The organism is Fibrella arboris, assembly GCF_041321095.1.
Lineage (GTDB): Bacteria > Bacteroidota > Bacteroidia > Cytophagales > Spirosomataceae > Fibrella > Fibrella arboris.
The window spans coordinates 294,645-319,439 of record NZ_JBGGWE010000001.1; the positions used below are offsets into that span (position 1 = coordinate 294,645).

The 24,795-nt window shown below is 53.5% G+C and carries 26 protein-coding genes; 18 read left to right on the forward strand and 8 right to left on the reverse strand.

Going from position 1 to position 24,795, the window contains the following annotated elements; genetic code table 11:
- Positions 1 to 135: 135 nt before the first annotated feature.
- On the forward strand, positions 136 to 1,599 hold the full coding sequence (locus ACAW75_RS01140; protein ID WP_370726823.1) for an APC family permease: 1,464 nt from the start codon (positions 136 to 138) through the stop codon (positions 1,597 to 1,599).
- Positions 1,600 to 1,722: 123 nt separating this feature from the next.
- Here the strand turns inward: ACAW75_RS01140 and atpC are convergent, their stop codons facing one another.
- The 4 genes from atpC to ACAW75_RS01160 all read right to left on the reverse strand — a co-directional run bounded on the left by atpC (position 1,723) and on the right by ACAW75_RS01160 (position 6,006).
- Positions 1,723 to 1,971 carry an ATP synthase F1 subunit epsilon gene (gene atpC, locus ACAW75_RS01145; protein WP_085411989.1) on the reverse strand — a complete coding sequence of 83 codons (249 nt, stop codon included), beginning with the start codon at positions 1,969 to 1,971 and terminating at the stop codon, positions 1,723 to 1,725.
- 103 nt (positions 1,972 to 2,074) lie between these two features.
- Positions 2,075 to 3,598: a F0F1 ATP synthase subunit beta gene (atpD, locus tag ACAW75_RS01150; protein ID WP_370726824.1), complete on the reverse strand. Its 1,524-nt coding sequence runs from the start codon at positions 3,596 to 3,598 to the stop codon at positions 2,075 to 2,077.
- 370 nt (positions 3,599 to 3,968) lie between these two features.
- Complete coding sequence (locus ACAW75_RS01155; protein WP_370726825.1) at positions 3,969 to 5,003, reverse strand: fatty acid desaturase; 1,035 nt, start codon at positions 5,001 to 5,003, stop codon at positions 3,969 to 3,971.
- 304 nt (positions 5,004 to 5,307) lie between these two features.
- Entirely contained in the window at positions 5,308 to 6,006 is a 699-nt protein-coding gene (locus tag ACAW75_RS01160; protein WP_370726826.1) for a porin family protein, read from the reverse strand.
- A 271-nt stretch (positions 6,007 to 6,277) separates the two neighbouring features.
- On the opposite strand from ACAW75_RS01160, the gene ACAW75_RS01165 reads away from it, so the two are divergent.
- Positions 6,278 to 7,102 carry a lysophospholipid acyltransferase family protein gene (locus ACAW75_RS01165; RefSeq protein WP_370726827.1) on the forward strand — a complete coding sequence of 275 codons (825 nt, stop codon included), beginning with the start codon at positions 6,278 to 6,280 and terminating at the stop codon, positions 7,100 to 7,102.
- Between the two features lie 105 nt (positions 7,103 to 7,207).
- Complete coding sequence (locus tag ACAW75_RS01170) at positions 7,208 to 7,429, forward strand: hypothetical protein (protein ID WP_370726828.1); 222 nt, start codon at positions 7,208 to 7,210, stop codon at positions 7,427 to 7,429.
- Between the two features lie 64 nt (positions 7,430 to 7,493).
- On the opposite strand, the gene ACAW75_RS01175 is transcribed toward ACAW75_RS01170, so the two are convergent.
- A complete protein-coding gene (locus ACAW75_RS01175; protein ID WP_370726829.1) occupies positions 7,494 to 9,119 on the reverse strand; it encodes an acyl-CoA carboxylase subunit beta in 1,626 nt (541 codons plus the stop codon).
- 201 nt (positions 9,120 to 9,320) lie between these two features.
- Between ACAW75_RS01175 and ACAW75_RS01180 the strand changes: the two genes are divergently transcribed.
- The 12 genes from ACAW75_RS01180 to ACAW75_RS01235 all read left to right on the forward strand — a co-directional run bounded on the left by ACAW75_RS01180 (position 9,321) and on the right by ACAW75_RS01235 (position 18,414).
- Positions 9,321 to 10,025: a dioxygenase family protein gene (locus tag ACAW75_RS01180; protein ID WP_370726830.1), complete on the forward strand. Its 705-nt coding sequence runs from the start codon at positions 9,321 to 9,323 to the stop codon at positions 10,023 to 10,025.
- A 146-nt stretch (positions 10,026 to 10,171) separates the two neighbouring features.
- Entirely contained in the window at positions 10,172 to 10,552 is a 381-nt protein-coding gene (locus ACAW75_RS01185) for a DUF8478 family putative metalloprotein (RefSeq protein WP_370726831.1), read from the forward strand.
- A 39-nt stretch (positions 10,553 to 10,591) separates the two neighbouring features.
- On the forward strand, positions 10,592 to 13,012 hold the full coding sequence (locus ACAW75_RS01190; protein ID WP_370726832.1) for a TonB-dependent receptor: 2,421 nt from the start codon (positions 10,592 to 10,594) through the stop codon (positions 13,010 to 13,012).
- Positions 13,013 to 13,079: 67 nt separating this feature from the next.
- On the forward strand, positions 13,080 to 13,274 hold the full coding sequence (locus ACAW75_RS01195) for a hypothetical protein (protein ID WP_370726833.1): 195 nt from the start codon (positions 13,080 to 13,082) through the stop codon (positions 13,272 to 13,274).
- A 141-nt stretch (positions 13,275 to 13,415) separates the two neighbouring features.
- On the forward strand, positions 13,416 to 13,688 hold the full coding sequence (locus tag ACAW75_RS01200) for a type II toxin-antitoxin system death-on-curing family toxin (RefSeq protein WP_370726834.1): 273 nt from the start codon (positions 13,416 to 13,418) through the stop codon (positions 13,686 to 13,688).
- Between the two features lie 108 nt (positions 13,689 to 13,796).
- A complete protein-coding gene (panD, locus tag ACAW75_RS01205; protein ID WP_370726835.1) occupies positions 13,797 to 14,168 on the forward strand; it encodes an aspartate 1-decarboxylase in 372 nt (123 codons plus the stop codon).
- Positions 14,169 to 14,268: 100 nt separating this feature from the next.
- Positions 14,269 to 15,291, forward strand: coding sequence for a lysylphosphatidylglycerol synthase transmembrane domain-containing protein (locus tag ACAW75_RS01210; protein WP_370726836.1), 1,023 nt, complete (start codon positions 14,269 to 14,271; stop codon positions 15,289 to 15,291).
- A 36-nt stretch (positions 15,292 to 15,327) separates the two neighbouring features.
- Complete coding sequence (locus tag ACAW75_RS01215; RefSeq protein ID WP_370726837.1) at positions 15,328 to 15,582, forward strand: hypothetical protein; 255 nt, start codon at positions 15,328 to 15,330, stop codon at positions 15,580 to 15,582.
- 127 nt (positions 15,583 to 15,709) lie between these two features.
- Complete coding sequence (locus tag ACAW75_RS01220) at positions 15,710 to 15,895, forward strand: type II toxin-antitoxin system RelE/ParE family toxin (RefSeq protein WP_370727098.1); 186 nt, start codon at positions 15,710 to 15,712, stop codon at positions 15,893 to 15,895.
- A complete protein-coding gene (rfaE2, locus tag ACAW75_RS01225) occupies positions 15,892 to 16,374 on the forward strand; it encodes a D-glycero-beta-D-manno-heptose 1-phosphate adenylyltransferase (protein WP_370726838.1) in 483 nt (160 codons plus the stop codon). Before ACAW75_RS01220 ends, rfaE2 begins: the two co-directional genes overlap by 4 nt.
- A 161-nt stretch (positions 16,375 to 16,535) precedes the next feature.
- On the forward strand, positions 16,536 to 17,219 hold the full coding sequence (locus ACAW75_RS01230; RefSeq protein WP_370726839.1) for a zinc metallopeptidase: 684 nt from the start codon (positions 16,536 to 16,538) through the stop codon (positions 17,217 to 17,219).
- Positions 17,220 to 17,274: 55 nt separating this feature from the next.
- Positions 17,275 to 18,414 carry a cyanophycinase gene (locus ACAW75_RS01235; protein WP_370726840.1) on the forward strand — a complete coding sequence of 380 codons (1,140 nt, stop codon included), beginning with the start codon at positions 17,275 to 17,277 and terminating at the stop codon, positions 18,412 to 18,414.
- A 287-nt stretch (positions 18,415 to 18,701) separates the two neighbouring features.
- On the opposite strand, the gene ACAW75_RS01240 is transcribed toward ACAW75_RS01235, so the two are convergent.
- Positions 18,702 to 20,546 (reverse strand): glycoside hydrolase family 13 protein, encoded by a 1,845-nt coding sequence (locus tag ACAW75_RS01240; protein WP_370726841.1) that lies wholly within the window; start codon positions 20,544 to 20,546, stop codon positions 18,702 to 18,704.
- Positions 20,547 to 20,588: 42 nt separating this feature from the next.
- Positions 20,589 to 21,386 carry a phytanoyl-CoA dioxygenase family protein gene (locus ACAW75_RS01245; protein WP_370726842.1) on the reverse strand — a complete coding sequence of 266 codons (798 nt, stop codon included), beginning with the start codon at positions 21,384 to 21,386 and terminating at the stop codon, positions 20,589 to 20,591.
- 190 nt (positions 21,387 to 21,576) lie between these two features.
- Here ACAW75_RS01245 and ACAW75_RS01250 point away from each other — a divergent pair, with 190 nt between their 5' ends.
- Positions 21,577 to 22,422 carry a helix-turn-helix domain-containing protein gene (locus ACAW75_RS01250; protein ID WP_370726843.1) on the forward strand — a complete coding sequence of 282 codons (846 nt, stop codon included), beginning with the start codon at positions 21,577 to 21,579 and terminating at the stop codon, positions 22,420 to 22,422.
- A gap of 72 nt (positions 22,423 to 22,494) precedes the next feature.
- Here the strand turns inward: ACAW75_RS01250 and ahcY are convergent, their stop codons facing one another.
- Positions 22,495 to 23,805 carry an adenosylhomocysteinase gene (gene ahcY / locus ACAW75_RS01255; protein ID WP_370726844.1) on the reverse strand — a complete coding sequence of 437 codons (1,311 nt, stop codon included), beginning with the start codon at positions 23,803 to 23,805 and terminating at the stop codon, positions 22,495 to 22,497.
- Between the two features lie 361 nt (positions 23,806 to 24,166).
- On the opposite strand from ahcY, the gene ACAW75_RS01260 reads away from it, so the two are divergent.
- Together ACAW75_RS01260 and ACAW75_RS01265 are read left to right on the forward strand one after the other, a co-directional pair.
- Complete coding sequence (locus ACAW75_RS01260) at positions 24,167 to 24,370, forward strand: DUF8507 family protein (RefSeq protein WP_370726845.1); 204 nt, start codon at positions 24,167 to 24,169, stop codon at positions 24,368 to 24,370.
- Positions 24,371 to 24,387: 17 nt separating this feature from the next.
- Complete coding sequence (locus ACAW75_RS01265; RefSeq protein ID WP_370726846.1) at positions 24,388 to 24,792, forward strand: PIN domain-containing protein; 405 nt, start codon at positions 24,388 to 24,390, stop codon at positions 24,790 to 24,792.
- Positions 24,793 to 24,795 lie beyond the last annotated feature (3 nt).

Genomic DNA, 24,795 nt, shown 5'->3' on the forward strand with positions numbered 1-24,795 from the left:
TCATAGCTAACGAAGCAGTATTATGCCTATCGTCAGTAATTGTCTACCAACGGGCCAGAGGCCCTATCGATAATCGTCACTCGCCACAGGCAAGCGACAACGCAAGCCAACGATACTAGTCGTGACCAACCGCTGTTGGAACTTTACGTACCCGGTGCGGATTCACAGACGTATACAACCTACAGTCAGGAACTGCTTGATTTGAACACGTCTACTTCTTCCAACGTACCTGAGTCAACGCCTTCGGCAGGGTTACCCCGCCGGCTTAGTTTAGTGCAGGGAACGGCCCTGAACATGATCGACATGGTGGGGATTGGGCCGTTTGTGGTGCTTCCGCTCGTGATGAAATCCATTGGCGGGCCGCATTTTCTGCTGGCCTGGGCCCTGGGCGCACTTATCTCCGTCATCGACGCCCTGGTCTGGTCAGAACTTGGCGCGGCCTTTCCGCAGGCTGGCGGCAGCTACCAATTTCTGAAGATCTCGTACGGTGACCAGAAATGGGGTAAGCTCCTCTCCTTCCTCTATGTCTGGCAAACGCTGATTCAGGCCCCACTCGTTGTTGCGTCGGGCGCGATTGGCTTTGCTCAGTATGCTTCGTACCTCTACCCACTCGACGAAATCACGCGCCGGATCGTTTCGGGGGCGGTGGTGCTGCTCGTCATTGCCCTACTCTATCGCCGCATCGATGGTATTGGCCGTATCAGCGTGCTGTTGTGGCTGTGCGTGCTCGGTACGATGGGCTGGTTGATCTTCGGCGGTCTATACTACGGAACGCGGTCGGTAGGTACGTTGCTGAGCGACGCCTGGACGTCGGCCGAGCGCGTTTCGCCTACCGTATTAGCAGCCTCAATTGGCGTAGCTTCGGTAAAGACAATTTATTGTTATCTAGGCTATTACAACATCTGTCACCTGGGGGGCGAGATCAAGAAACCGGAGCGAAATATCCCGCTGAGCATGTTCCTGTCGGTAGTCGGCATTGCGGTGCTCTATGGTGCGTTGAACCTGAGCGTTGCCAGCGTATTACCCTTCGAGAAAGCCGCCAACAGCCCGTTTATCGTGAGCACGATGGTGGAGGCGCTATACGGTAGCGGGGCAGCCCGGTTTGCCACGTTGCTGGTGCTGGTCGTTGCCTTTTCGTCGCTCTTCGCGGTACTGCTCGGTTATTCCCGCGTTCCCTACGCCGCTGCCGCCGACGGACAGTTTTTCAATGTATTCGCCAAGCTCCACCCTACCCGCGAGTTTCCGTACATTTCACTCCTCTTTCTGGGCGGATTGGCGTTCATCTTTAGTTTGCTATTTAAACTAGCCAACGTCATCACGGCGATTCTGGCCATGCGGGTCGTCATTCAGTTCATCGGGCAGGCGGTGGGTTTGCTCCTGTTGCATCGAAAACGGACGGCCGAGGACAGACCTGCGGTGCATTTCCCGTTCCGAATGCCGCTGTACCCGTTACCCGTAATTCTGGTCATCGCCGTCTGGAGTTACATTTTTTATTCTACCGGCACAGCCTATATGCTCTCCGGTATGACCGTTACGGCGCTGGGCACCATAGCCTACCTGCTCATATCACGAGCGCGGAAATGGTGGCCGTTCCGTTGAAACTTGCTTCGTGTCATGGTCCCGTTGTCGCTTGCCTGTGGCAAGCGACAACGAGCAACCCAAACCCCACAAAAAAAGCAGACCCATTACTGAGTCTGCTTTTTGTACAGAGGTACGTTCGTCTTACGCGGCCAGAACGGCTTCGGCCAGAACCAGCACGCGGTTGCGGAGAACTTCTACCACGCCGCCATCCACGGTAAAGGTTTTCACCCCGCCCGATGTGGCAATGGTAACCGGCCCACGAGCCAGTGTGCTCACTAACGGCGCGTGATCGTTCAGCACCTGAAACTGACCTTCCGACCCCGGAAACGTCACCGACGAAGCCTCGCCTGAAAATACCTTCCGGTCTGGCGTTATGATATCGAGTTGCATCTTTATAACGTTTTCTGTTTACCGTTTGCCGTTTACTGTTGCTTCGCTAACTCAACTACTTGGCCTGTGCAGCGCAACAGAAAACAGCAAACAGAAAACTACCTTATTGTCCTGCTTCTTTCAACAGACGCTCACCTTTTTCAACGGCGGCTTCGATGTTACCAACCAGGTTGAACGCTGATTCGGGCAGGTGGTCATACTTGCCATCGATGATCTCGTTGAAGCCTTTGATGGTTTCTTCGATCGGCACCAACACCCCTTTCAGACCGGTGAACTGCTCGGCCACGAAGAACGGCTGCGACAGGAAGCGCTGAACCCGACGGGCCCGGCTTACCACCAGCTTATCTTCTTCCGACAATTCTTCCAGACCAAGAATGGCGATGATATCCTGCAATTCTTTGTAGCGTTGCAGAATCTCTTTCACGCGCTGAGCCGTACCGTAGTGCTTCTCGCCCAGTACCTCAGCCGACAGGATCCGCGACGTAGAGTCGAGCGGGTCAACGGCAGGGTAGATACCAAGTTCGGCTACTTTCCGGCTCAATACCGTCGTGGCGTCAAGGTGAGCAAAGGTCGTGGCAGGGGCGGGGTCAGTCAAGTCATCGGCAGGTACGTATACGGCCTGTACGGATGTGATAGAACCACGCTTGGTCGACGTGATACGCTCCTGCATGGCACCCATTTCGGTGGCCAGCGTAGGCTGATACCCTACGGCCGATGGCATCCGGCCCAGCAGAGCGGATACTTCTGAACCGGCCTGCGTGAAGCGGAAGATGTTATCGATAAAGAACAGGATGTCGCGGCCTTCACCTTCGCCTTCACCATCACGGTAGTATTCGGCGATCGTCAGACCCGACAGGGCCACACGGGCACGGGCTCCGGGGGGTTCGTTCATCTGACCGAATACGAACGTAGCCTGCGATTGCTTCAGCTCTTCGTAGTCAACTTTGGTCAGATCCCAACCGCCTTCTTCCATGCTGTGTTTGAACGCGTCGCCGTATTTGATGATACCGGCTTCGATCATTTCACGCATCAGGTCATTTCCTTCGCGGGTACGTTCGCCTACACCGGCAAACACCGACAGGCCTTCGTAGGCTTTGGCGATGTTGTTGATCAGTTCCTGGATCAATACGGTTTTACCTACACCGGCACCACCGAACAGACCAATTTTACCACCTTTCACGTAGGGAGCCAGCAGGTCGATTACCTTGATACCCGTATACAGTACTTCGGTCGACGTTGCCAGGTCTTCGAACCGGGGAGCAGCCCGGTGAATCGATGACCGACGCTCGTTTGGCAGTGCGCCCAGACCGTCGATAGGCTCGCCTACGACGTTGAACAGACGGCCTTTGATGGCTTCGCCGATGGGCATTGTGATGGGACTACCCAGGTCAATCACATCCATGCCGCGCTGTAACCCTTCAGTCGAATCCATCGCAATGGCGCGAACACGATCTTCGCCAAGGTGCTGCTGGCACTCCATGATAACGACCTGGCCATCGGGCCGCGTTACCTTAAGGGCATCGAGAATAGCCGGAATCCGAGCGCCTTCTGCCTCGAAACTCACGTCTACAACCGGGCCAATCACCTGTGTGATCTTACCCGTATTGACTGCCGTTTCCGTAATCATTGGTATATGGTAAATATGAAAAGTAAGAACCTATTTCAGCCCGCAAAAGTAGGAATAAAACCGCGCAATCGCAAAGTTCATCGTACATGTTCCTGGCCTACGCACAGGCCTAAACCAATTGTGCAAAAGGTTTTTAGGCCTGTGCACGCCAAAATCGCGGGTTTGTGATTTTTGGACAAAAACAAGGTGGACTCCTAATCTGTATCGGCTTCTACCCCCAACCCCCTGAAGGGGGCTATTGCGCTGCTTGCTAAGTCACGGAGCTTTAGCCCCCTTCAGGGGGTTGGGGGTAGAAGCCGATACAGATTAAGACAACAAAAAAAGCCCGCCTCTGAATCAGAAGCGGGCTTTCCTGTGAAATCTAGGTAGGTTAAACCGTTGCGGGCTGCGGCTGGGCCTGCGCCTGAATCAGCTCCACGTCAGGCTTCGACTGGTCGTCGAGGGTAACGCGGCCGCGCTCTTTACGTACGATACGCGAGTACAGCGACACTTCCTGGCTGAAGAGGAACAGGAACAGCAGTTTCACATAAGACGTGTGGTACTTCAGTGTCTCGTAGTATTCAGGAGCCGATTTTTTCAGTTGCGGCAGCTTATTCCAGGGGACTGAGGGGAAATCGTGGTGTTCGTTGTGGAACCCTACGTTCAGGTTCACGCTGTTCAGTTGGCCGTAGTAGCTGTACGTTTCCTGCTCAGGGTCGAGGGTCAGGTAGTGTTCCTGAATCCAGCGGGCGCCCAGTGGGTGCAGGCCAACCGAGAAGAACAGACACATCACCATGAAGGCAAGCGCTTTCCAGCCGAAGAAGACAACGATCAGCACGTCGAACACGAGTTGAACCACTACGTTGGCGACCACCCATTTGTCAATCACGGCCAGTTCGATGCAGCGGAGGGTACGAATGCCCTGGAAGATCGGGAACAGCAGCAGCCAGATGGCTTTGCCAATGGCGTAGTTGTTGATCAATTTGGCCTCGTACCAGTCGGGCAGATCGGCATCGAGTTCGTGAACACCCTGGAAGGCGTGGTGCTTGATATGGAAATTCTTGAAGGAGATAGCCGTCGGGAATACCGTTGGCAGATTGGCGAAAATGCCCGTCCAGATGTTGGCGGCGGGCTTACGGAAAATCAGGTTGTGCGCCGCTTCGTGAATACAGATAAACAGCGTGTGGGCCGGAAACGCACCGATGAACCAGGCAGCCGCAACAACCATCCACCAGGGCTGATCACGCAGGAACCAGGCCATCGTGATGATCATGGCCACACAGCCAAGCGCAACCCAGAACGTGGTAGGATTTTTTTGCCCAATCAGCTTTTTCACTTCCGGGTGGGCTTTCATAATCTGCCGCGTACGCATCCGGTGCGGCTCCGATTTGGTTGAGTACGTAAAGTCGTTAATGAGTGTTGCCATGTTCGGTTTGATGAATTGAAGGCCGGTAAAGCCGGAGGCAGTATCTTTCTAGTTACGAATTGACAAAAATAAACAGAATTGAGTGCCCCTCAACGTCTTTTTCTCAATTGTATACATGACCAATGTCATTTTGTAGGCGGAAGATGATGCGTACGCGGATTAGACCTGACTGGCGCTGCTTACTTCCGAAATACGTGTAGATCCCGTTCAGCCGTCAAATCCGCGTACCCATCGTTACCCGCACAAAAAAGACGTACCCACCAGCGGCAGGTACGTCTATCGATTGATTCGTAATCAACAAAAATTAAAGCGTAAATGCGTAGCCGAGCGACACACCGACGCTGCGGTTGCGAACGGGAAGGTTAACCAAAGGCACTTGTAGCTGACGAGTTAGTCCATAGTCATAACGGGCTTCAACAAAAAACTTGCCAGTTCCTGTGTCGGCCGATAAGCCCAGCCCCCCTACCGCGCTGATATCCCAGGGGTTAAGCGTGTTGCCGAAATCAAGGTCAACGTCCATGTTTTTGGTCGTGAATAACGCCGTGGCACGGGTTCTGATGCGGCCGTCGAAGGTATAACCAACGGCGGGGCCACCGAAAATATAGGGCTGCACAGGGCCATCGGTCAGGTTGGCTTTGAACAGCAGCCCGGTTTGAACCGACTGTGTTTGGTAGGCCATTCGCGCACCAATGGGAATATCGATGATGCCCAGATCAAGACTTGTGCCTTCGCGCAGAACGAAGCCTTTCTGAACGTAGCCAACTTCGGGCCGGAACGACACCCGGTCAGTGATGGGCACGTCCAGGAAAATGGCGGCGGCCGGACCAGGCGACAGTTCGGGCTGTACCGGCAGGTTTTTCATCAGCGAGGGTTCAGAGACGGTCCCCCAGTTTACGCCACCCCGAACGCCAACCTGCACCTGAGCAAAGGATGATGAACTAACGAGAAGAGCGGCGACCGTGAAGGCAGAAGCAAAAAACGTGTTTACGAGCTGAGTTTTCATGATCAGTAGAAAGGTTGAATTAGATGGCCCCGACGGTATGTCTATGTGGGTTGTTGAAAAGGTAGATCGGGAAGTAGAACGTCAGCTATAGGCGCGTTTTGTGGTTATTTGTAGCTTGGATGGCCAAACGTGGCTGAAGGATTAATGCCTTGTCAAAAAATTTTTCACAGAGCCAATTCTAGTTTTCGCACGCTTTGCCTCCCTATTTTTTTGTACTTTTCCCCGAAAACATTGACACCCCTTTCGGGCTTATTAGCTTACTTTCCCTCTTATGCGTTACGTTAAACCGACCCGCTTCAGCTACCTGCCCAAGCCCCTCGACAAGCTCGATTTCATCGGTCTGTTCGAGTGCGACCCATTTGGTAACTGGCTGCTGTTCAGACGTATTATTATCGCAACGGTAGGCTGGTTTACCTATTTTCGCTACACAACGGTTAACCGGATCAAGATCGAAGGCACCGAGCATCTGGAGAATTTGCCGATCAATAACGTCCTGTTTCTATCGAATCATCAGACCTATTTCGCCGATGTTATTGCCTTCTTTCATGTGTTCTGCGCCGTGAAATGGGGCTTCAAAGACACCATACTACCCCCAATGTACCTGATGGCCCCCCGTGCCCGGCAGTATTATGTGGCCGCCAGCGAAACGATGCAGAAAGGAATTTTAGCTAAGATCTTCGCCCTTGGCGGTGCGCTTACGATTGAACGGTCGTGGCGGGCCGATGGCCGTGAAGTGCAGCGTAACGTTGATTCGGCGGCGGTTGATAAAATCCAGATCGCGTTGAAACACGGTTGGGTCGTGAGTTTTCCGCAAGGAACAACCAAGCCCTTTGCCCCTATCCGTAAGGGAACAGCCCACTTGATCATGGCCAACGATCCTATCGTCATTCCGGTGGTCATTAACGGGTTCCGGCGGGCGTTTGACAAGAAAGGGTTACGCTTCAAAAAGCGGAACACACAACTATCCATCCGCTTCAAAGCCCCGTTGATTATCGGCCCTGGCGAAAGCGTAGAGGAGATTGTCGAGAAAGTCAGGAAGGCCATCGAGCAGGATATACCCGAACGGATGGACTGGGTGCAGGGAAAAGAAGGGTGATTTTTAAACCTATACGGTCTCAAAAAGACCGTATAGGTTTAGCTTTTGCAACCCTTTCAGGCTAATCGAGGTCTTTCAGGTACGTTATCTTTCGCCATACAAGTTATGAAAACGCTCCTGACATTCCTGAGCCTGTCCTGCCTGCTGGGGTGCTCCCGAAACACCCTAGAACCCGTGGGTGACTGTGTGCCAAAGGTCAATACCGATTGCTTCTGCACGTACCAGTATGATCCCGTTTGCGGTTGCGACGGACGTACCTACGGTAATGCCTGCGAGGCGGCCTGCGCTGGCGTGAGCTATACGAAGGGGGCGTGTACAGGGAAATAGTCTTCCAGGGCACCAGCCCTGGAGTGAATCAATTTCTCGACTCCAGGGCTGGTGCCCTGGAAAACTACGTCTGGATATTCCCTACGTTGAACGCCTTGGTGATAGGCGCATGGTTAGCAGCTTCGATGCCGGTTGAGATATAACGGCGGGTATCGAGCGGGTCAATCACGGCGTCGACCCAGAGGCGGGCGGCGGCGTAGTAGGGCGATAGCTGCGCGTTGTACTGATCGGTAATTTTCTGCAACAGCGCCTGCTCATCTTCGGGCGTAATGGTTTCGCCTTTCGCTTTCAGAGATGCCACCTGAATTTGTAGCAGTGTTTTCGCCGCCGAGGCACCGCTCATCACGGCCATCTGGGCGGTGGGCCAGGCAATCATCAGCCGGGGGTCGTAGGCTCGTCCGCAGAGGGCGTAGTTGCCCGCTCCGTAGCTGTTGCCCACCACAATCGTGAACTTGGGAACCACCGAATTGGCCATGGCACTGACGAGCTTCGCCCCGTCTTTGATGATGCCCCCCTGTTCGGCGCGGCTACCTACCATGAAACCCGTCACGTCCTGAATGAACACCAGCGGTATGTGTTTCTGATTGCAGTTCATGATAAAGCGGGCCGCTTTGTCGGCTGCGTCGCCGTAGATCACGCCGCCCATCTGCATTTCCACCGGTTGCCCCGACGTACCCGGGCCAGTGCGTACTTTGGCTTTTACTACCTTGCGCTGATTGGCCACGATCCCGACAGCCCACCCGTCGATGCGGGCGTAACCGCAGAGCAACGACTGCCCGTAATCGGGTTTATAGGGGTCGAATTCGGAGTGGTCGATGAGCCGGTCAATGATCGTTTGCATGTCGTAGGGCTTTACCCGGTCCTGCGGCAACAGCGTGTAGATTTCCGTTGGGTCGAGGGCTGGCGGGGCCGGTGTGGCGCGACTGAACCCGGCGAGGGGCTGACCGCCCGTTTTATCAAGAATGCGCTTTATGGCATCGAGACAGCGCTGATCATCAGGGTATTTATTGTCGATCACGCCCGAAATTTCCGTGTGCATGGCCGCTCCACCCAGTGTTTCGGCACCCACATCTTCACCAATCGACGATTTGACGAGGTAAGGGCCAGCCAGAAAAATGGAACCGGTGCCTTCCACAATCAGGGCTTCATCTGACATGATGGGCAGGTACGCCCCCCCCGCCACGCAGCTGCCCATGACGGCGGCCACCTGCAACACACCCATGGCTGAGAGATGCGCGTTGTTACGGAACATCCGGCCAAAATGGTCTTTGTCGGCAAATACTTCATCCTGCAACGGCAGGTATACGCCCGCGCTGTCGACCAGGTAGATAATGGGCAGGCGGTTCTCCATCGCTATCTCCTGCGCCCGAAGGTTCTTTTTGGCCGTGATCGGAAACCAGGCGCCGGCTTTCACCGTGGCGTCGTTGGCCACGATCACACATAACCGCCCCGACACGTACCCCATGCCCGTCACGACGCCACCCGACGGGCAACCGCCATGTTCGGCGTACAGGCCATCGCCGGCAAACAGGCCGATTTCAAGAAATTCGGTGTCAGGGTCGATCAGGTACGTTACCCGCTCACGGGCGGTCAGTTTTCCTTTTTTGTGCTGATCGTCCAGTTTTTTCTGGCCGCCGCCGAGTTGGGTACGTGCGGTCTGCTGGTTCAGGTTGTCGAGAAGGCGTTGCATGAAAATGGGGGGTGTCCCTTTGGCGGTAGCATCTAAACGGCGAATATCGGCCAGTTGTTGTCAAGGCAATGAGTAGCCCTGATCGGTAGAGCAGCCAGACAGTTCTGGTTCGACCATACAATTCCCTGGCTCGTCAGGCGAAAAAGTACGCCCGTTCATAACCCGTTGACACTTAATCAACCATAATCAATAGCTTCGGGCATGAAGCACCTACTACCGCTGCTTATTGGGGTAATAAGTCTGCCACTCGTCGGCCAATCAGTTCGCTGGCAGGCAGCAATCAACGCACTGAAGGCGCGCTTATCGACGCAGGCTACCCGGCCAATGTACGATTCGCTGCACGCGCTAATCACCAACCACTATGCCCATTTGACAACAAATCAGCGTAGCGATATCCGCAAAACGCTGGACAGTGAGGCACGATGGGCGGTTGGCACTCTTTGTAGTGCCACGGAAAAGGGGCCAAAAATGACAATCAGCGGGCAAATCACGGATGAGCTGGGGACGCCCATTCCCAATGCCCGGCTGACCATTTACCACGCTGACCAGCAGGGATACTACGCGCCCGCTGACGCTGTTTCACACAAAATGAGCGAGACTGATCCACGGCTTTTCTGCGTGTTAGTCACCGGTCAATCAGGCAGCTACCGGTTTGGGACCGTTCGGCCTGCCAGCTACCCGATTCAGTATAATGGCCGGACTATTCCACAGCATATTCACATCAATTGCACGGCAGAAGGCTACAAAACGCGCAGGGTGCAGGTCGTATTTGCCGACGACCCCGCCATGAACGACCCTTACTGGCGTACCTGGGCGACCAGACTAACGTACCCGATCCTTCAACTAAAGATCACAAACGGGATCGGCCTGCATGGCAACTGCGATCTGGTTATGAGCAAGCTGTAGCCACGGACTATACGTATAAAGGGCTGTACTGATCCGTTCCTTTCAGAAAAGACGCATTGAGTACATATTCGTTAATGATTTACTTTGTAGCGTGACGCAGTACATCGGCAGAAACCCAAAAGTCGTACGTCCTGCTTTACTGGCTGATGCGCAAGAACGCTACATATCGACTAACCGTTGCCCGGCTGCTGCTGCTGGTTCAGCTCTTCATGCTGACCAACGCCGTGGTGTTCCGGCATGCCCACCGGCTGCCCGACGGTACGATTGTCGTTCACGCGCACCCTTTTCTACCCAAAGCCCTGGGTGGGCCCGGCTCCGACCCCGTTCAGCCGAACAACCACACCAAGCAGGAGCTGATCTGGCTCGATGCCATGACCGACGTGGCCTATCCGTTCACGGAACCCACGTTTTTCGCGTTTCAGGTACCCGATCAGCCACTCCCCCCCGCTCCTGCGTCTGCCATTCATGCGCAGGTACGTTGGGGTACTTTCACCTGTTTTTCGCACAGAGGTCCGCCGTTGGCGTAAGCATCCGCTTACTGATTGTCAACCAACGTCTGTTTCTCTATGAAGATTTTACTCCTCATGGTGGCCTGTCTCGGGCTGCCTGTTTCTGTTTGCATTGCCCAAAACACACTGACCGGTCGCGTAACGCACGGTGAATCGGGTGAGGCCGTGATTGGTGCGGCCATTTATTTGCCAGACCTACGCCTCGGTGCCACTACCGACCTCGACGGAGCGTACCGAATTACTAACCTGCCCGCCGGTACGTTCACGGCGCAGGTCAGCTATATTTCTCACAAGACGCTGGTGCAGAGCGTGGCCATCAGTGGGGCCACAACAAAGGATTTTGTGATGGAAAACGCCTCGCAGATGCTCGAAGAAGTGATCGTGTCGGGGGCGTCGACCAAGACCATTATCCGCGAAAGTCCGGTGCCGATTGCCGCCATGTCGCAGCTTCGGCTCATGCAGCAAAGTTCGACCAACCTGATCGATGCCGTGTCGAAACTACCGGGCATGTCGCAGGTGACAACCGGGGCGGGTTTAAGTAAGCCCATTATTCGCGGACTGGGTTTCAACCGGGTCATCACCATGCACGACGGCATTCGGCAGGAAGACAACCAATGGGGCGAAGAACACAGCATTCAGCTCGACGAATATTCGATTGATCGCTACGAAGTGATCCGGGGCGCGGGCAGCTTGATGTACGGTTCCGACGGGTTGGGCGGGGTGGTTACGGCCCTGTCGCCGCGCCCGGTGGAAGAAGGCAAAGTTCGGGGGCGGGTGCTGACCAGCTACCAGAGCAATCATGGGCTGCTGGGCGCGTCGGTACAGGCGGCGGGCAACCAGAACGGCTTTGTCTGGCTGGCAACGGCCTCGACCAAATCGGCCGGGAACTACCAGAACCGGGCCGATGGGCGTGTTTACGGGTCCAACTACGCCGACCTCTTCGACATCAGTGGGTACGTTGGGCTGAATAAACGCTGGGGGTACTCGCGGCTCTATTTTCTCCGAACCGAACAGAAGTTCAACATCATCAACGGCACCCGCGACACCCGGACCGGCCGCTTCACCACCGCATCAATTCTAGCCAATGGTGAGGTAGCCGACCGGCCCGTTTCTGATGGTGAGCTCACGAGCCGGGAGTTCTTGCCGTTCAACTCGCAGCGGCTGGTGAACGCCAAGGTTTCGCTCAACAACCTGTTTCAGTTTGCCAACGGTGGCTCCCTGACGGCCAACCTCAGCTATGCCCGTAACCGCCGCGACGAGTTTGCCGACGTGCTTCGACCCAATCAGGCGCAGTTGGGTCTGTTTCTGTACACCAATTACTACGACGTCCGCTACAATTTCCCGACGAAAAATAACCTGGAACTGACCGTTGGCAGCAACGGCATGCAGCAGTCGCTCGACAACCAGGGGTATCAGGCCTTGTACCCCAACTACACCCTCTTCGATAACGGCGAGTTCATCTTTGCGAAGAAGAACATCGGCAAGTTGAAGATCAGCGGCGGTGCCCGTTTCGACATCCGCATGCTGACCATCGGCTCGTTGTACATCGACGCCAATGATGCTTTCCAGGTACGTTCGCAGGGGCCCAACAGCGAACGGTTTAGTGGTACCGACAAAACCTACCGCAACGTGTCGGCCAGTCTGGGTGGGGTGTACTCGGTAACCGAGAAGCTGAACCTCCGCGCTAACGTATCGCGGGGATTCCGGGCCCCCACCGTGCCTGAGCTATCGTCGAATGGCGTACACGCAGGTACGTTCCGGTACGAAATCGGTAAGCTCGACGCGGTGCCGGAAGTAGCCTATCAGGGTGATCTCGGCCTGACGTTCGAAAGCAAAAACTGGTATGTCGATCTGAGCCTGTTCCAGAACAGCATCCAGAATTACATTTATTCGGAACGGGTACTGAACCGGGCCGGCACCGATTCGCTCTTTCAGGGCAACGTACCTGTGTTTCGTTATGCGCAGGGCAACGCCCGACTGCAGGGCCTCGAAGGCATGGTGACCTATAACCCGGCATCAGCCCGGTGGTTCAGCCTGACGCAGACCTACTCGTCGGTGTTCGGGCGGAACCTCTCGGCCACGACCGACGATGCCCAGTTTCTGCCGTTCATGCCTGCACCGCGCTGGGTCACGCAACTCCGCCTTACCCGCGACCGGATCGGGAATCGCTTCCGTAACCTCTATGCTACTATGGATATCGAGCTTACGCAACAACAGGATCGGTTTCTGGCGGCCTCGAATACAGAAACGGCCACACCGGGCTATACACTGGTGCACATCGGTGCCGGTGGCGACATCACGAACAATCGGAAACAGACACTTTTCTCCGTTTATTTCTCAACCACGAACCTGTTCGATGTCATTTATCAGGCTCATCAAAGCCGCCTGAAATACCTTGACCCAAACAACGCCACCGGCCGCGTGGGCGTGTTCAACATGGGCCGGAATGTAAGCCTGAAAGTAGTGGTGCCGTTCTAACGTACCAATCAACTTTTGCGAATCAGATGGTGTTGAGTAGATTGGGTACGTTAACCAACAGGTAGTCATGACAAAAGTTGTAGATAAAGGGCTTGTCAAAGAAGCCCTTCGGGAGTTAATTCAGGAGGAGCCTGAACTGTTTCGCAGTATGTTAAAGGGACTGTTGACTGAAACGACAAACACAGTGGATGACGTTGAATTTAACCAGTTAATGCAACACAATTTTCAACGCTTCGACGCTACTTTCCGGGCTTTGGCTTAATGCGGTACTTAACTAAACAGGAGGTAGTTCGCTTGAACAAAGCGACGGTGGATAAACATGGTGGGAACTTCATGCCGCCTTCTAATTTCCTGCACGAAGAAAACCTGGATTACCTGCTCGAAGCCGTTCATTCTGAACTGTTTGGCGAACCTAATATACCTAACCGTATCCGACAAAGCAGCTGTATACTGCTACAGCATTATCGGCAATCACATCTTTTCTGATGGAAATAAGCGTACAGGGTTGGGTGCTGCTTTGATGTTTTTAAACCTGAATAAATTCGACCTATCACCTTCAGTTGATGATCCGTTGTTGACTGATTTTATTCTGGCGGTCGCCTCTGGCCAGTCGAGTTTAGATGAATGCCGGGCCTGGTTTGCGGCGTATATAGTTGCGCTTTCAGAGCGACTGTAGGCAGGTACATTCTGAACGTTACCCTACACGCGCTTGTTTTGCTCACCGGAAGGCGGCAGCTACCTTTGCTGCCGCCTTCTGCATGAAGAAGCCTTTCAAGAACAGACCATGTTGCTTACCCTAATGAAATCGAAGTTGCACCGCGTGAAAGTCACTCAGGCTGAGTTGAACTACGTGGGCAGCATCACCATCGACGAAGACCTGATGGACGCGGCGGGTCTGCTGGAAAACGAGCAGGTACACATCGTGAACAATAACAACGGCGAACGGCTCATCACGTATGTCATCACCGGTGAGCGCGGTACGGGCATTATCTGCCTCAACGGAGCCGCCGCCCGCCGCGCTCAGCCCGGCGATATCATCATCATCATTTCGTACTGCATGCTCACCGACGAAGAAGCCAAAACGCATAAGCCGCTGGTTGTCTTCCCCGACGAAAATAACCGTCTGGTAACCGGCGGGCAGGCAGCAAGGGGGTAAATTTTACAGTTTGCCGTTTGCTGTTTACTGTTGCGCTGCCAAGGAGTGAATCGCTGAAGTGGCAGCGCAACAGTAAACGGCAAACAGTAAACTTCTTTCTATGAAAAACATCCTTACCTACGCCATTTCCCTCGCTGTGGCCGGGGGGCTTCTCTGGTTCGTCTTCAAAGACATTGACCTGAATGCGATGTTCACCGCCATTGGTCAGGCCAATCTGATGTGGGTTGGTGTCTATGCCGTCCTTGCGATGCTGTCGCACTGGAGTCGGGGTGTACGCTGGAGTCTACTGCTCGAGCCCGTAACCGGCCATCGTCCCTCGCCATTCGACTCGACACTGGCGGTCATGACGGGCTATTTTGCCAACCTGCTGATTCCCCGCATGGGCGAGGTAACCCGTTGCGGCACCATGAACCGGCTCGAAGGCATACCGGTCAACGTCAGCTTTGGGACGGTCGTGGCCGAGCGCATTTTCGACGTGCTGATGCTGGTCGTTATCATTGGGCTTACGCTGGTGCTGGAATTTACCCGCCTCAGCGATCTGGTCTTCGGCCTGTTTGCGGGCAAGGGTGGGACCGGTAGTCGCACCGGCCTTTATTTATTTCTCGCCGTTGGCATAGGTGGAGCGGTAGTGGCCTGGTTCATGTATAGCAAATACAAGGAAGTGCTCCGCCGCAACGCGCTGTTTGTCAAAGTGGAAACGTTCGTTCTGGGCCTCATCGATGGGCTGCTTAGCGTACGTAAACTTCGCCAGCCTGGCCTGTTCGTCTTCCACACGCTGCTGATCTGGGGGCTGTATTACCTCACCATGTACGTCCTGTTCTTCGCCATGCCCCAGACGGCCAATCTCGGTCCGGTAGCGGCGTTGACGATTCTGATGATGGGTACCATTGGTATGGCGGCACCGACGCAGGGCGGCCTGGGTGCCTTCAACATTATGGTAGGTTCGGCACTGGTGCTTTACGGACTGACTCAACAAGACGGTCAAACGCTGGCCACACTGATGCTCCTGTCGCAATGGGCCGTGGTGATCGTTTTCGGCGGATTATCATTCCTGATTGTGCTGAGCCGTACCAAAAAGGCAGGTGCCGAAGTAGGTACGTCGCCGGTCAGCGCTGATCAGTAATTGGTTATCTTTGATTACAGCAAACTTGATTTAATAATGAGCACGGTTGAAACATTGCATCGAGTTGTCGATAATCTTCCAGAAGAGGCTCAAATCGACCTTATCCGCTATATCGCGGTGAAATACGATGACTTTTTACCACCTCTTACCGATGAAGAGAAAGAGGATACAGATGCGCTCATTAATAAACTGTTGACTGAGCGCTACACCTCGTACAAAAAGAATCCAGAAACAGCTATTCCTGCTGACGAATCACGCCGTAGAACCAAGGACAAGTATGGCTGGAAATAGTAATTTCAGTGTGCTGTTGGCGGTTGAGGCGGATAGAGATAAAGAAGCGATTATTGATTAGTACGAGACGATTAGGACGGACCTTGGCTTAGACTGGCTGAATGAGTATGATCGTGTTGAGGCTGTCATAGCGTCGAACCCCTATTTGTACGAAGAGAATTTACTTTTCATTAGGCGTGCAGTGCTGCACCGATTTCCCTACACTGTGTATTACAGAATAGACGAGGAGGATCAAATCATCATTATTCTGGGGGTACTGCATCAACGACAGGATAGAAACGAGATATTACGCCGAATAAACCTCATTGAATGACTTCTCAGAAAATCGTTTCCCGCGATGAAGCGGCGGCGCAGGTACGTGCCTGGCACACTGACGGACAGCGTGTTGTGTTCACCAACGGCTGCTTCGACATTGTGCATCTCGGCCACATCGATTACCTCGAAAAAGCACGCGCGCTGGGTGATAAACTCGTGCTGGGGCTAAATACCGACGCGTCTGTTAGCTGTATAAAAGGGCCCCTGCGTCCGGTGGTGAATGAGCAGGCCCGCGCCCGCCTGATGGCCGCCCTGCAATTCATCGATCTGGTCACGCTTTTCGGTGAACCCACCCCGCTGGAACTGATCGAAACCCTGCGGCCCGACGTGTTGGTGAAGGGTGATGATTACACCGTAGCCACCATTGTAGGAGCCGATTTTGTGCTGGGTCATGGCGGTAGCGTTGAAACCATCGCACTGGTTCCGGGTTATTCTACCAGCGCCCTGATTCAGAAAATAGTCGAAGCATATGGGTAAGTTCTCTGTTTAGAGTTTACTGTAAACAGAGAACTTACCGTTGACCACCGGTGCCCACTCTGGATAAGTGGCGGCATAAATGGGCACAATTTTCAGCCCGATTCTGTTTTATTGGTAGGTGCGTGAATCAGTTCGCCACCTCATAAACTAACTCGAAGACCATGCCTGGTGCCTATTTATTAATGATTATCCTGTTCCTGGTGGGGCTGTTTGTCCAGTGGCGACTCAAAAGCAAATTCACGGAATATTCGCAGATCGCGCTCAGTAGCGGACTTAGCGGTGCCGAAGTAGCGCAGAAAATGTTGTCCGAAAATGGAGTCACCGACGTGCGAGTGCTCTCTGTTGACGGGCAACTTACCGACCATTATAATCCGCAGGACAAAACCGTGAATCTCTCGCCCGATGTCTACCACGGGCGGAGCGTGATGGCGGCGGCCGTAGCGGCGCACGAGTGCGGTCACGCGGTGCAGCATAAAGTGGCTTATGGCCCGTTGCAGTTCCGGTCGGCCATTGTACCGTTTGTCAGCGTGTCCTCGCGTTATATGCAATGGATTCTGCTGGCCGGTATCCTGATGATCAACAGCACGTTGCTGCCCTTGCAGATTGGAGTTGCTTTATTTGCTGTAACGACCCTGTTTACGTTCATCACACTGCCCGTTGAGTTCGACGCCAGTAAGCGGGCTTTGGCCTGGATCGAGAGCCGGGGCGTTGTGTCGCAGCGCGAATACGGCGTGGCGAAAGATGGGCTGAAATGGGCCGCTATGACTTATGTAGTAGCCGCGCTTAGTTCACTGGCTACGTTGCTCTATTACGTGAGCATCCTGAACGGCCGCAGCCGCGACTGAGAAGTTGCCTGGTTCCCTTCCGCCACCTAGCGAAGGACTGTCAACTTCTGGACTTATGGATTTTTGTAAAGCCGGGTACGTTGCAACGTACCCGGCTTTTTTTATGACCGTTTTCCGCCGTTCTTTCGGGCGGCAACGTACCTGGTACCTTATGCATTTTATACCCCAATGCCCTTTTTTAGCTCGGTTACCCTATTTTTTGCTGCTTCTGACAGGGCACGTCGCCTATGGTCAAAAAGTAGCTGAGCCAACACCTGCCACGTCTACCGGTCCCGTTACGTGGCTTACGGGCGATCCTGCCGATGTAGCGACGCCCACTACGTCGGGGATGTTGCTGGCTGGTGGCAGCACCGACGTAGACGAAGCCATGCGCTGGTTTCTCAGAAAATCGGGCGGGGGCGATGTGGTGATCTTACGCGCCAGCGGGGCCGATGGCTATAACACGTACCTGCACACCACGCTGGGTGTGCCCGTGAACTCGGTCGAAACTATCTTGCTGAATTCAACCGAGTGGGTGAATGATGAACGCGTGGCACAGACGATCAGGAATGCCGAAGCCTTGTTTATTGCTGGTGGCGATCAGGGAAAGTATGTCCGTTTCTGGAAGGATTCGAAAGTAGAAGAGGCGATCAATTACCTGATCAAGACCAAAAAAGTACCTGTGGGCGGCACCAGTGCGGGCTGCGCCATACTCGGCCCAATTTATTACCCTGCCTTCAAGGAAAGCCTGACAACTGCCGAAGCCCTTGCCGATCCTTACCATGCCAACCTGATGCTAGGCCGAAACGATTTCATCGATGCGCCCTTTCTGACAAACACCATCACCGATACCCACGTTGCCGAGCGCAACCGGCAAGGCCGACTGGTGGCTTTTCTGGCCCGTGCCCGCACTGACTGGCACCTCAACGCACGAGGCATCGGGATAAGCGAAAAGACAGCCGTTGGCCTTGAACCAACCGGCATGGCGCACGTTTTTGGCCAGGGTGTGGCTTACTTTATGACGCCTGCCAACTCAGATAAACCAGAACAGTGCACGGCTGGTAAACCGCTGGTTTGGTTAGCTGGCAAAAAGGCCATTCGCGTTGTCGAGATACGGAATCCAGGTACGTTCAATTTGAAAACATGGACTGTTCCAACGGGAGGTCAGGTTACGTATTGGTACGTGGCAGACGGGGTATTGCAAATGCAGCTTTAAGAAGTTTACTGTCTTCTGTCGCGCTGCTAAGCAGCTGTTTGCGTTAGCTAACTCCCCGCGTAGCGACATAATGTTTATAGTTATGTTGCTTTCTATAAGCTTTTCCGTCGCATAGCGACCTAACTGATATGCTTTTGTTAGGTCGCTATGCGACGGAAGGAGATTCAATCAACTCAATTTTCTACCGACATCAAGTCGCTACGCGACGAGTTGGCTAACGCAAACAGCTGCTTAGGCATGTTATGCTGATGTAGCGAAGCAACAGAAGACAGTAAACTGTAAACTTCTTACTTCACCTCCCAGATTACCGCGCTCATGGCAGGCACGGTCAGCGATTGGCCCAGCATTTGCGTCTGACCCGTCTGGATGTTCCGGGCGGTTTGGTGGCCGTTCAGCAGTTCAGCGTAGTTGGCTAACTCAAGCGATCGGGCTTCGGCATTCTTGTTCATCACGACCATCACCTTCTGCGACGCGTTGTGGCGGAAATACACGTAGATGCCATTGCTGGCCGCGAAATGGGTTAGCTTCCCTGTCTGCACAGCAGGCGTGCGCTGCCGCCATTGTAGCAGTTGCTTTAGAAATTGCTGTGCTTCCCGTTGCTGATCGGTCAGGCCTTTGCCGGTGAACGCATTGGCTGTATGGTCTGCCCAACCACCGGGCATCTCGCCCCTGATCTCATCGTGGCGGTCGCTTTTCGGGTTGGTCATCAGGACTTCGGTTCCGTAAAAAAACTGCGGAATCCCGCGCGTGGTCAACACCTGAACCATACCCATTTTCCAGCGATCGAACTTCTCATTGATCTGGGTGTAGAACCGGCTCATGTCGTGGTTATCGGGGAAAACAACCAGGTTAGTCGGGGTTTCGTAGAGGAAGTCCAGCGCCAGGGTTTGATAGAGCTTCATCAGACCCTGATTATAGATTTTATCATCTTCGTTCAGGGCCGACACCAGCGCGTTTTGCTGGGGGAAATCGAACATATTCGGCATGTACGACACGTAGCCGTTCCGGTTCTGTTTGCCTTTTTGCCAGAACGCGATGATCGCCGGGTTCATCGACCATTCTTCGCCTACCATCGAAAAATTCGGGTATTCCTGCATCACCCGCCGCGACCATTCGGCCATAAAATTTTTGTCCGGGTATGGATACGTATCCATACGAATTCCGTGCAAATCAGCGTATTCGATCCACCAGATCGTGTTCTGGATCAGGTACTGGGCCAGCAGCGGATTGCGTTGGTTCATGTCGGGCATGGCCGATACGAACCAGCCATCGGCAAACCGTTTTTTATCGTAATCCGAAGCGTGTGGGTCCTGGTTGGTCTCGCGGGAATGGTTGGTTATTTCGGGCTTGTTCTGGTAGTTGAGCCAATCGTCGGTAGGCAGGTCGGCCATCCACCAATGGCCGGAACCGCAGTGGTTCATGATCATGTCGATCACCAGTTTGATGCCCTTTTTCGTCGCTGCTTTCGACAGGTCCCGATACGCTTCGTTGGTACCAAAACGCGGATCAATCTTATAGAAATCGGTGCTGGCGTACCCGTGATACGAGGCCTGCTGCATCTTGTTTTCGATCAGCGGATTGATCCATAAGGCCGTGAACCCCATGTCTTTGATGTAATCCAGATGATCCACAATACCCTGAATATCACCACCGTGACGTGTGTCTCGCCCTGTTCGGCTGGCCGGGTCGGGCAGGCCGGGTACGTTGTCATTAGCGGGGTTTCCGTTGGCAAAACGGTCGGGGGTGATCAGGTACATGACATCGGCCGGTGTGTAGCCCTGCCGTTGCGCCGAGCCTGTTGACCGCGCCTTCAGCTCATACGGATACGTCATCACCGACTTTCCGTTCTTTAGAAACTGAATCGGGAACGTACCCGGCTTCGCGGCGGGGCCAACAACCAGATCGATGAACAGGTAGTTGGGGCTTTTCACCTTCGTTACCTTCGCCACTCTTACACCAGCATAGGCCAGTTTAGGTTGCGTTTCGGCAATATTTTTCTCGTGTATCAGCAGTTGCAGCCGCGTATCTTTCATGCCCACCCACCAGAAAGCAGGCTCGACTCGCTGGGCTATGAGTGCATAACCCGTATTGAGGAAAAGAAAAACAGTGGTCAGAAATCGGCGTATAGTCATAGTAAAGTGGCCTATTCGTCAAAAGTGGCAGATAGTACAAAGTCAGTACAAAACCGGGTTCAATTCGGAATCGATCTCCTGCCCAATCCTGGCACCAGGGCACCACGTATGCCAGTCGTTCTCCTGGTTTTTATTGATGGGTTGCGCCAGCTTCATGGCCTTGTCCATGTAAATCACGGTCATGACCTTGCGCATCTGGTCGGTTATGTTGGCCCCGGCGCGGTGGAACACCCAGCCCGAATGGAAGCTTACTTCGCCCAGTTCGAAGGGTTCAACGACGTGTTCAAAATCGGTAACACGCAGTTTTTCAGCAATAAGCTTTTCGCTGTCGTCGCCGATACTCAATTCACGACCTTCCACAATCTGATGACTACCGGCGCTGAACTCAAGCGGCCCCATTGGTAGCGGTACCGCCTGAAGCGGAATCCAGGCCGTAATGGTTTTGTCGCTGCTGAGTGGCCAGTAATATTGGTCGGCATGCCAGGGCGTAATGCCACCGCCACCTTCCTTGAACAGCGCCTGGTCGTGGTACATCCGAACGCCGTCTACCCGCATCAGGTCGGCAGCGATTTTGGCCAGTCGCTTGCTAAAGACGAACGCTTTCACGTCGTCGTTTTCGCGCCAGAGGTTGAAGAGTTGCAGGAACGCTTTGCCATACGTATCCCGCTCATCAAGCGCGGCTGTTACCCTGTTCATCTTCGCCACCTGTTCGCTGATCAGTTTGTTATACTGCGTCAGCGTAGCGGCGTCAAAGACGTTTTTGAGCTTAATAAACCGGTTTTTCTGGTAGAAATTAATTTGCTCAGTTGTGAGTTCGTAAGGCGTTTCCAGCGATTTCATAAGGGTATACACTTGTCGGATTATATTGACGTACCTGGATCTTACTACAAAAATGCACACCCGATCGGTCACACCGTTTTACCTGTTTACTCCTATTTTATGCCGATATTACCATCAGCTAATCAAATACTCGCTCAGTGAGGTAATATCGGCGCAAATACATAGTCTGTTATTCTAAAGCAGTTAATCCATGAAACCGGAACTTGAACTGGGCATCACCAATTTGCCCACTGCTTCGTTTAAAGCTTTTCGGCGACAGCAGCCAGTTTTTGAATCGCACTGGCACTATCATCCAGAACTGGAGTTGGTCTACTTCGCCAAAGGGAAGGGGGTGCGGTTTATTGGCGATGATATTTCGCTATATGCTGAAGGAGACCTATTTCTGATTGGCGAAAACGTACCACACACTTTTGTCAGCTACGCCGATGAGTCTACACCGTTGGTTGAGGCCTTTTGTATTCAGTTTCCGAAAGAAATCTTTACTTCATTTGCGGAATGTCGACCGCTGACCAACTTCTTCCAGGCTGCTAAACGAGGCTTCGCTTTTCCGAAGCCAGGCGATTTGCTCGTTGGGAAGGTAAGGGAGGTGCTCTGTCACACGGGTACGTCTGCCCTGATCAGGCTCATCGAACTGCTGGATCTCCTTCGCAACGTACCTGAGCCAGTGCCGATTTTACCACAGGCATACCAGCGCCAGTCTGTTTTAGCGGATGCGTCGGCTCGCATCCGAACGGCTCTTGATTACATCAACGAGCACTATCAGCGGCCGATTCCGTTACTGGAAATTTCAGGTATATGTCATTTTTCACCCAATGCGTTCTGCCGCTGGTTCAAGCAGCACATGGGCATGACGTTTATCGACTACCTGAATAAAGTCCGGCTGACGCACGTCTGCCAGTTATTGACCTCAACCGATGCGCCTATTAATCAGATTGCCCTTCAAACGGGGTTCGATAATATCAGTACGCTAAATCGGCTTTTTCAGGCCAGGCTAGGTACGTCGCCAGGAAAATACCGGGCGAGTAAAGTAGGTTAAGCGTTAAAAAGGCGCTGCCGAAGCACTACTCAGTACCTCAGCAACGCCTTTTTAACGCTTACCTTCTATCGTTTAATAGCGGTACAGCTCCGATTTGAACGGGCCGGACACTTGCACGCCGATATAATCAGCCTGCGCTTGTTCCAGTGGTTCCAGCTTCGCGCCAACGTGGGCGAGGTGCATGGCGGCTACTTTCTCGTCGAGTTTCTTAGGTAGCACGTAAACCTTGTTTTCGTACTTGTCGGGATTTTCCCACAATTCGAGCTGGGCCAGTGTCTGGTTCGCAAACGAGCACGACATCACGAACGATGGGTGGCCCATGGCACAACCGAGGTTTACCAGACGACCTTCGGCCAATACGATGATCTCTTTACCGTCGATCTCATACATATCCACCTGTGGTTTGATCTGGCTCTTGGTAGTACCGTAATTTCCGTTCAGCCACGCCATATCGATCTCATTGTCGAAGTGGCCGATGTTACACACCACCGATTTGTCGCGCATGGCCTTGAAGTGACGGTCTTTGATGATGCCGATGTTGCCGGTGGCCGTTACGAAGATGTTGGCGCGGGTTACGGCCTCATCCATCGGAACCACTTCGTAGCCGTCCATAGCCGCCTGAAGCGCACAGATCGGGTCAATTTCGGTTACCAACACACGGCACCCAGCCCCCCGCAACGACTCAGCCGAGCCTTTACCTACGTCGCCATAACCAGCCACAACGGCCACTTTACCGGCCAGCATCAGGTCAGTTGCCCGACGGATCGCGTCGACCAGCGACTCGCGACACCCGTATTTGTTATCGAATTTCGATTTGGTTACCGAGTCGTTTACGTTGATGGCAGGCAGGTGCAGCGTACCATTCTTCATGCGCTCATACAGGCGGTGAACACCCGTCGTGGTTTCTTCTGACAGCCCTTTGATGCCCGCGATCAGTTCAGGGTATACGTCGAACACCATGTTGGTCAGGTCGCCGCCATCATCGAGGATCATGTTGAGGGGCTGCCGATCTTCGCCGAAGAACAGCGTCTGCTCGATGCACCAGTTGAATTCTTCTTCGTTCATTCCTTTCCAGGCATAAACGGGAATGCCTGCAGCGGCAATGGCAGCGGCGGCGTGGTCCTGCGTTGAGAAGATATTGCACGACGACCAGGTCACATCGGCACCCAGGGCTACCAGTGTCTCAATGAGCACGGCAGTCTGGATGGTCATGTGCAGGCAACCGGCAATGCGGGCACCTTTCAGTGGCTGACTTGGCCCAAACTCTTCACGCAGGCCCATCAGGCCGGGCATTTCGGCTTCGGCCAGGCGAATCTCTTTCCGGCCCCACTCAGCGAGGGCGATGTCCTTAACTTTGAAGGGGACGTATGTTGACGTTTGCATATCGATTGAACGACGTCGGTTGTTATGATTGCGATGTTCTCTTTTCCGTAATCTGAAAACAGGCTTCTCCGTTCTGGTTCTAGCTGATTTCTTAGGAAAGTACAAAACTACGGAAGGTCAGCCAGAAAGGCTAACCGTTGCTTTAATAGATGTGGCGAATAGAGCCGGGTACGCTGCTGTTCGCTGCTGTGTATGAGCAACGTACCGGATGCGGTGCTGTTTTCACCCTCTGCTCACAGTCGCATCAGGGCCACGTAGGTTTCCAGGCGCAGGTTTTCGGCGTGCTGGTTGTTGTTATGGCCGGGCTTCTTCTGAAATCCCTTTTATGTTTATTTTGTTACCTGTCAAAACGTACTGTACTATGGTTCATCCACCGCTCACCAACGTGCAAGCTGAATTGTTGAAGCTCTTTTCACGCCAAATACCCGACGAGGATCTGGAAGAGCTTCGACACGTTATGGCTGCTTTTTTATTGGAGAAAGCCCGCCAACGGGCCGATGCCGTCTGGGAGCGGAAAGGGTATTCTGATGAGACAATCAATGAGTTACTAAGCGGTGATGCCTGACCGAATAACCGCCGTTATTGATACCAACATACTACTCGCCGCTCTTCCGAGTCGGTCGCCGTATCGCCTTATTTATAGACGCACTCATTGCCGGGGCCTATGAAGCCTACGTATCCACCGACGTGCTGATGGAGTATACCGAAAAGATCGCCCAATTCTTCGACCATGAAGTAGCCGAAGATTTTCTTGGTGGACTACTGCTACTTCCCCATGTTTATAGGACAGAGATTTATTTTAACCTTGCTCTGATAGAGGCCGACAAAGACGATAATAAGTTTGTCGACTGCGCTTTTTCGGCCAATGTGCAGTACCTCGTCACGAACGACCGACATTTCAACGTGCTGCGTCAATATGATTTTCCTAAAATCAATCTGATTAGAGCTGACGAATTTACCGAGCTGCTTCGTGCTACCATCAGTTGACCT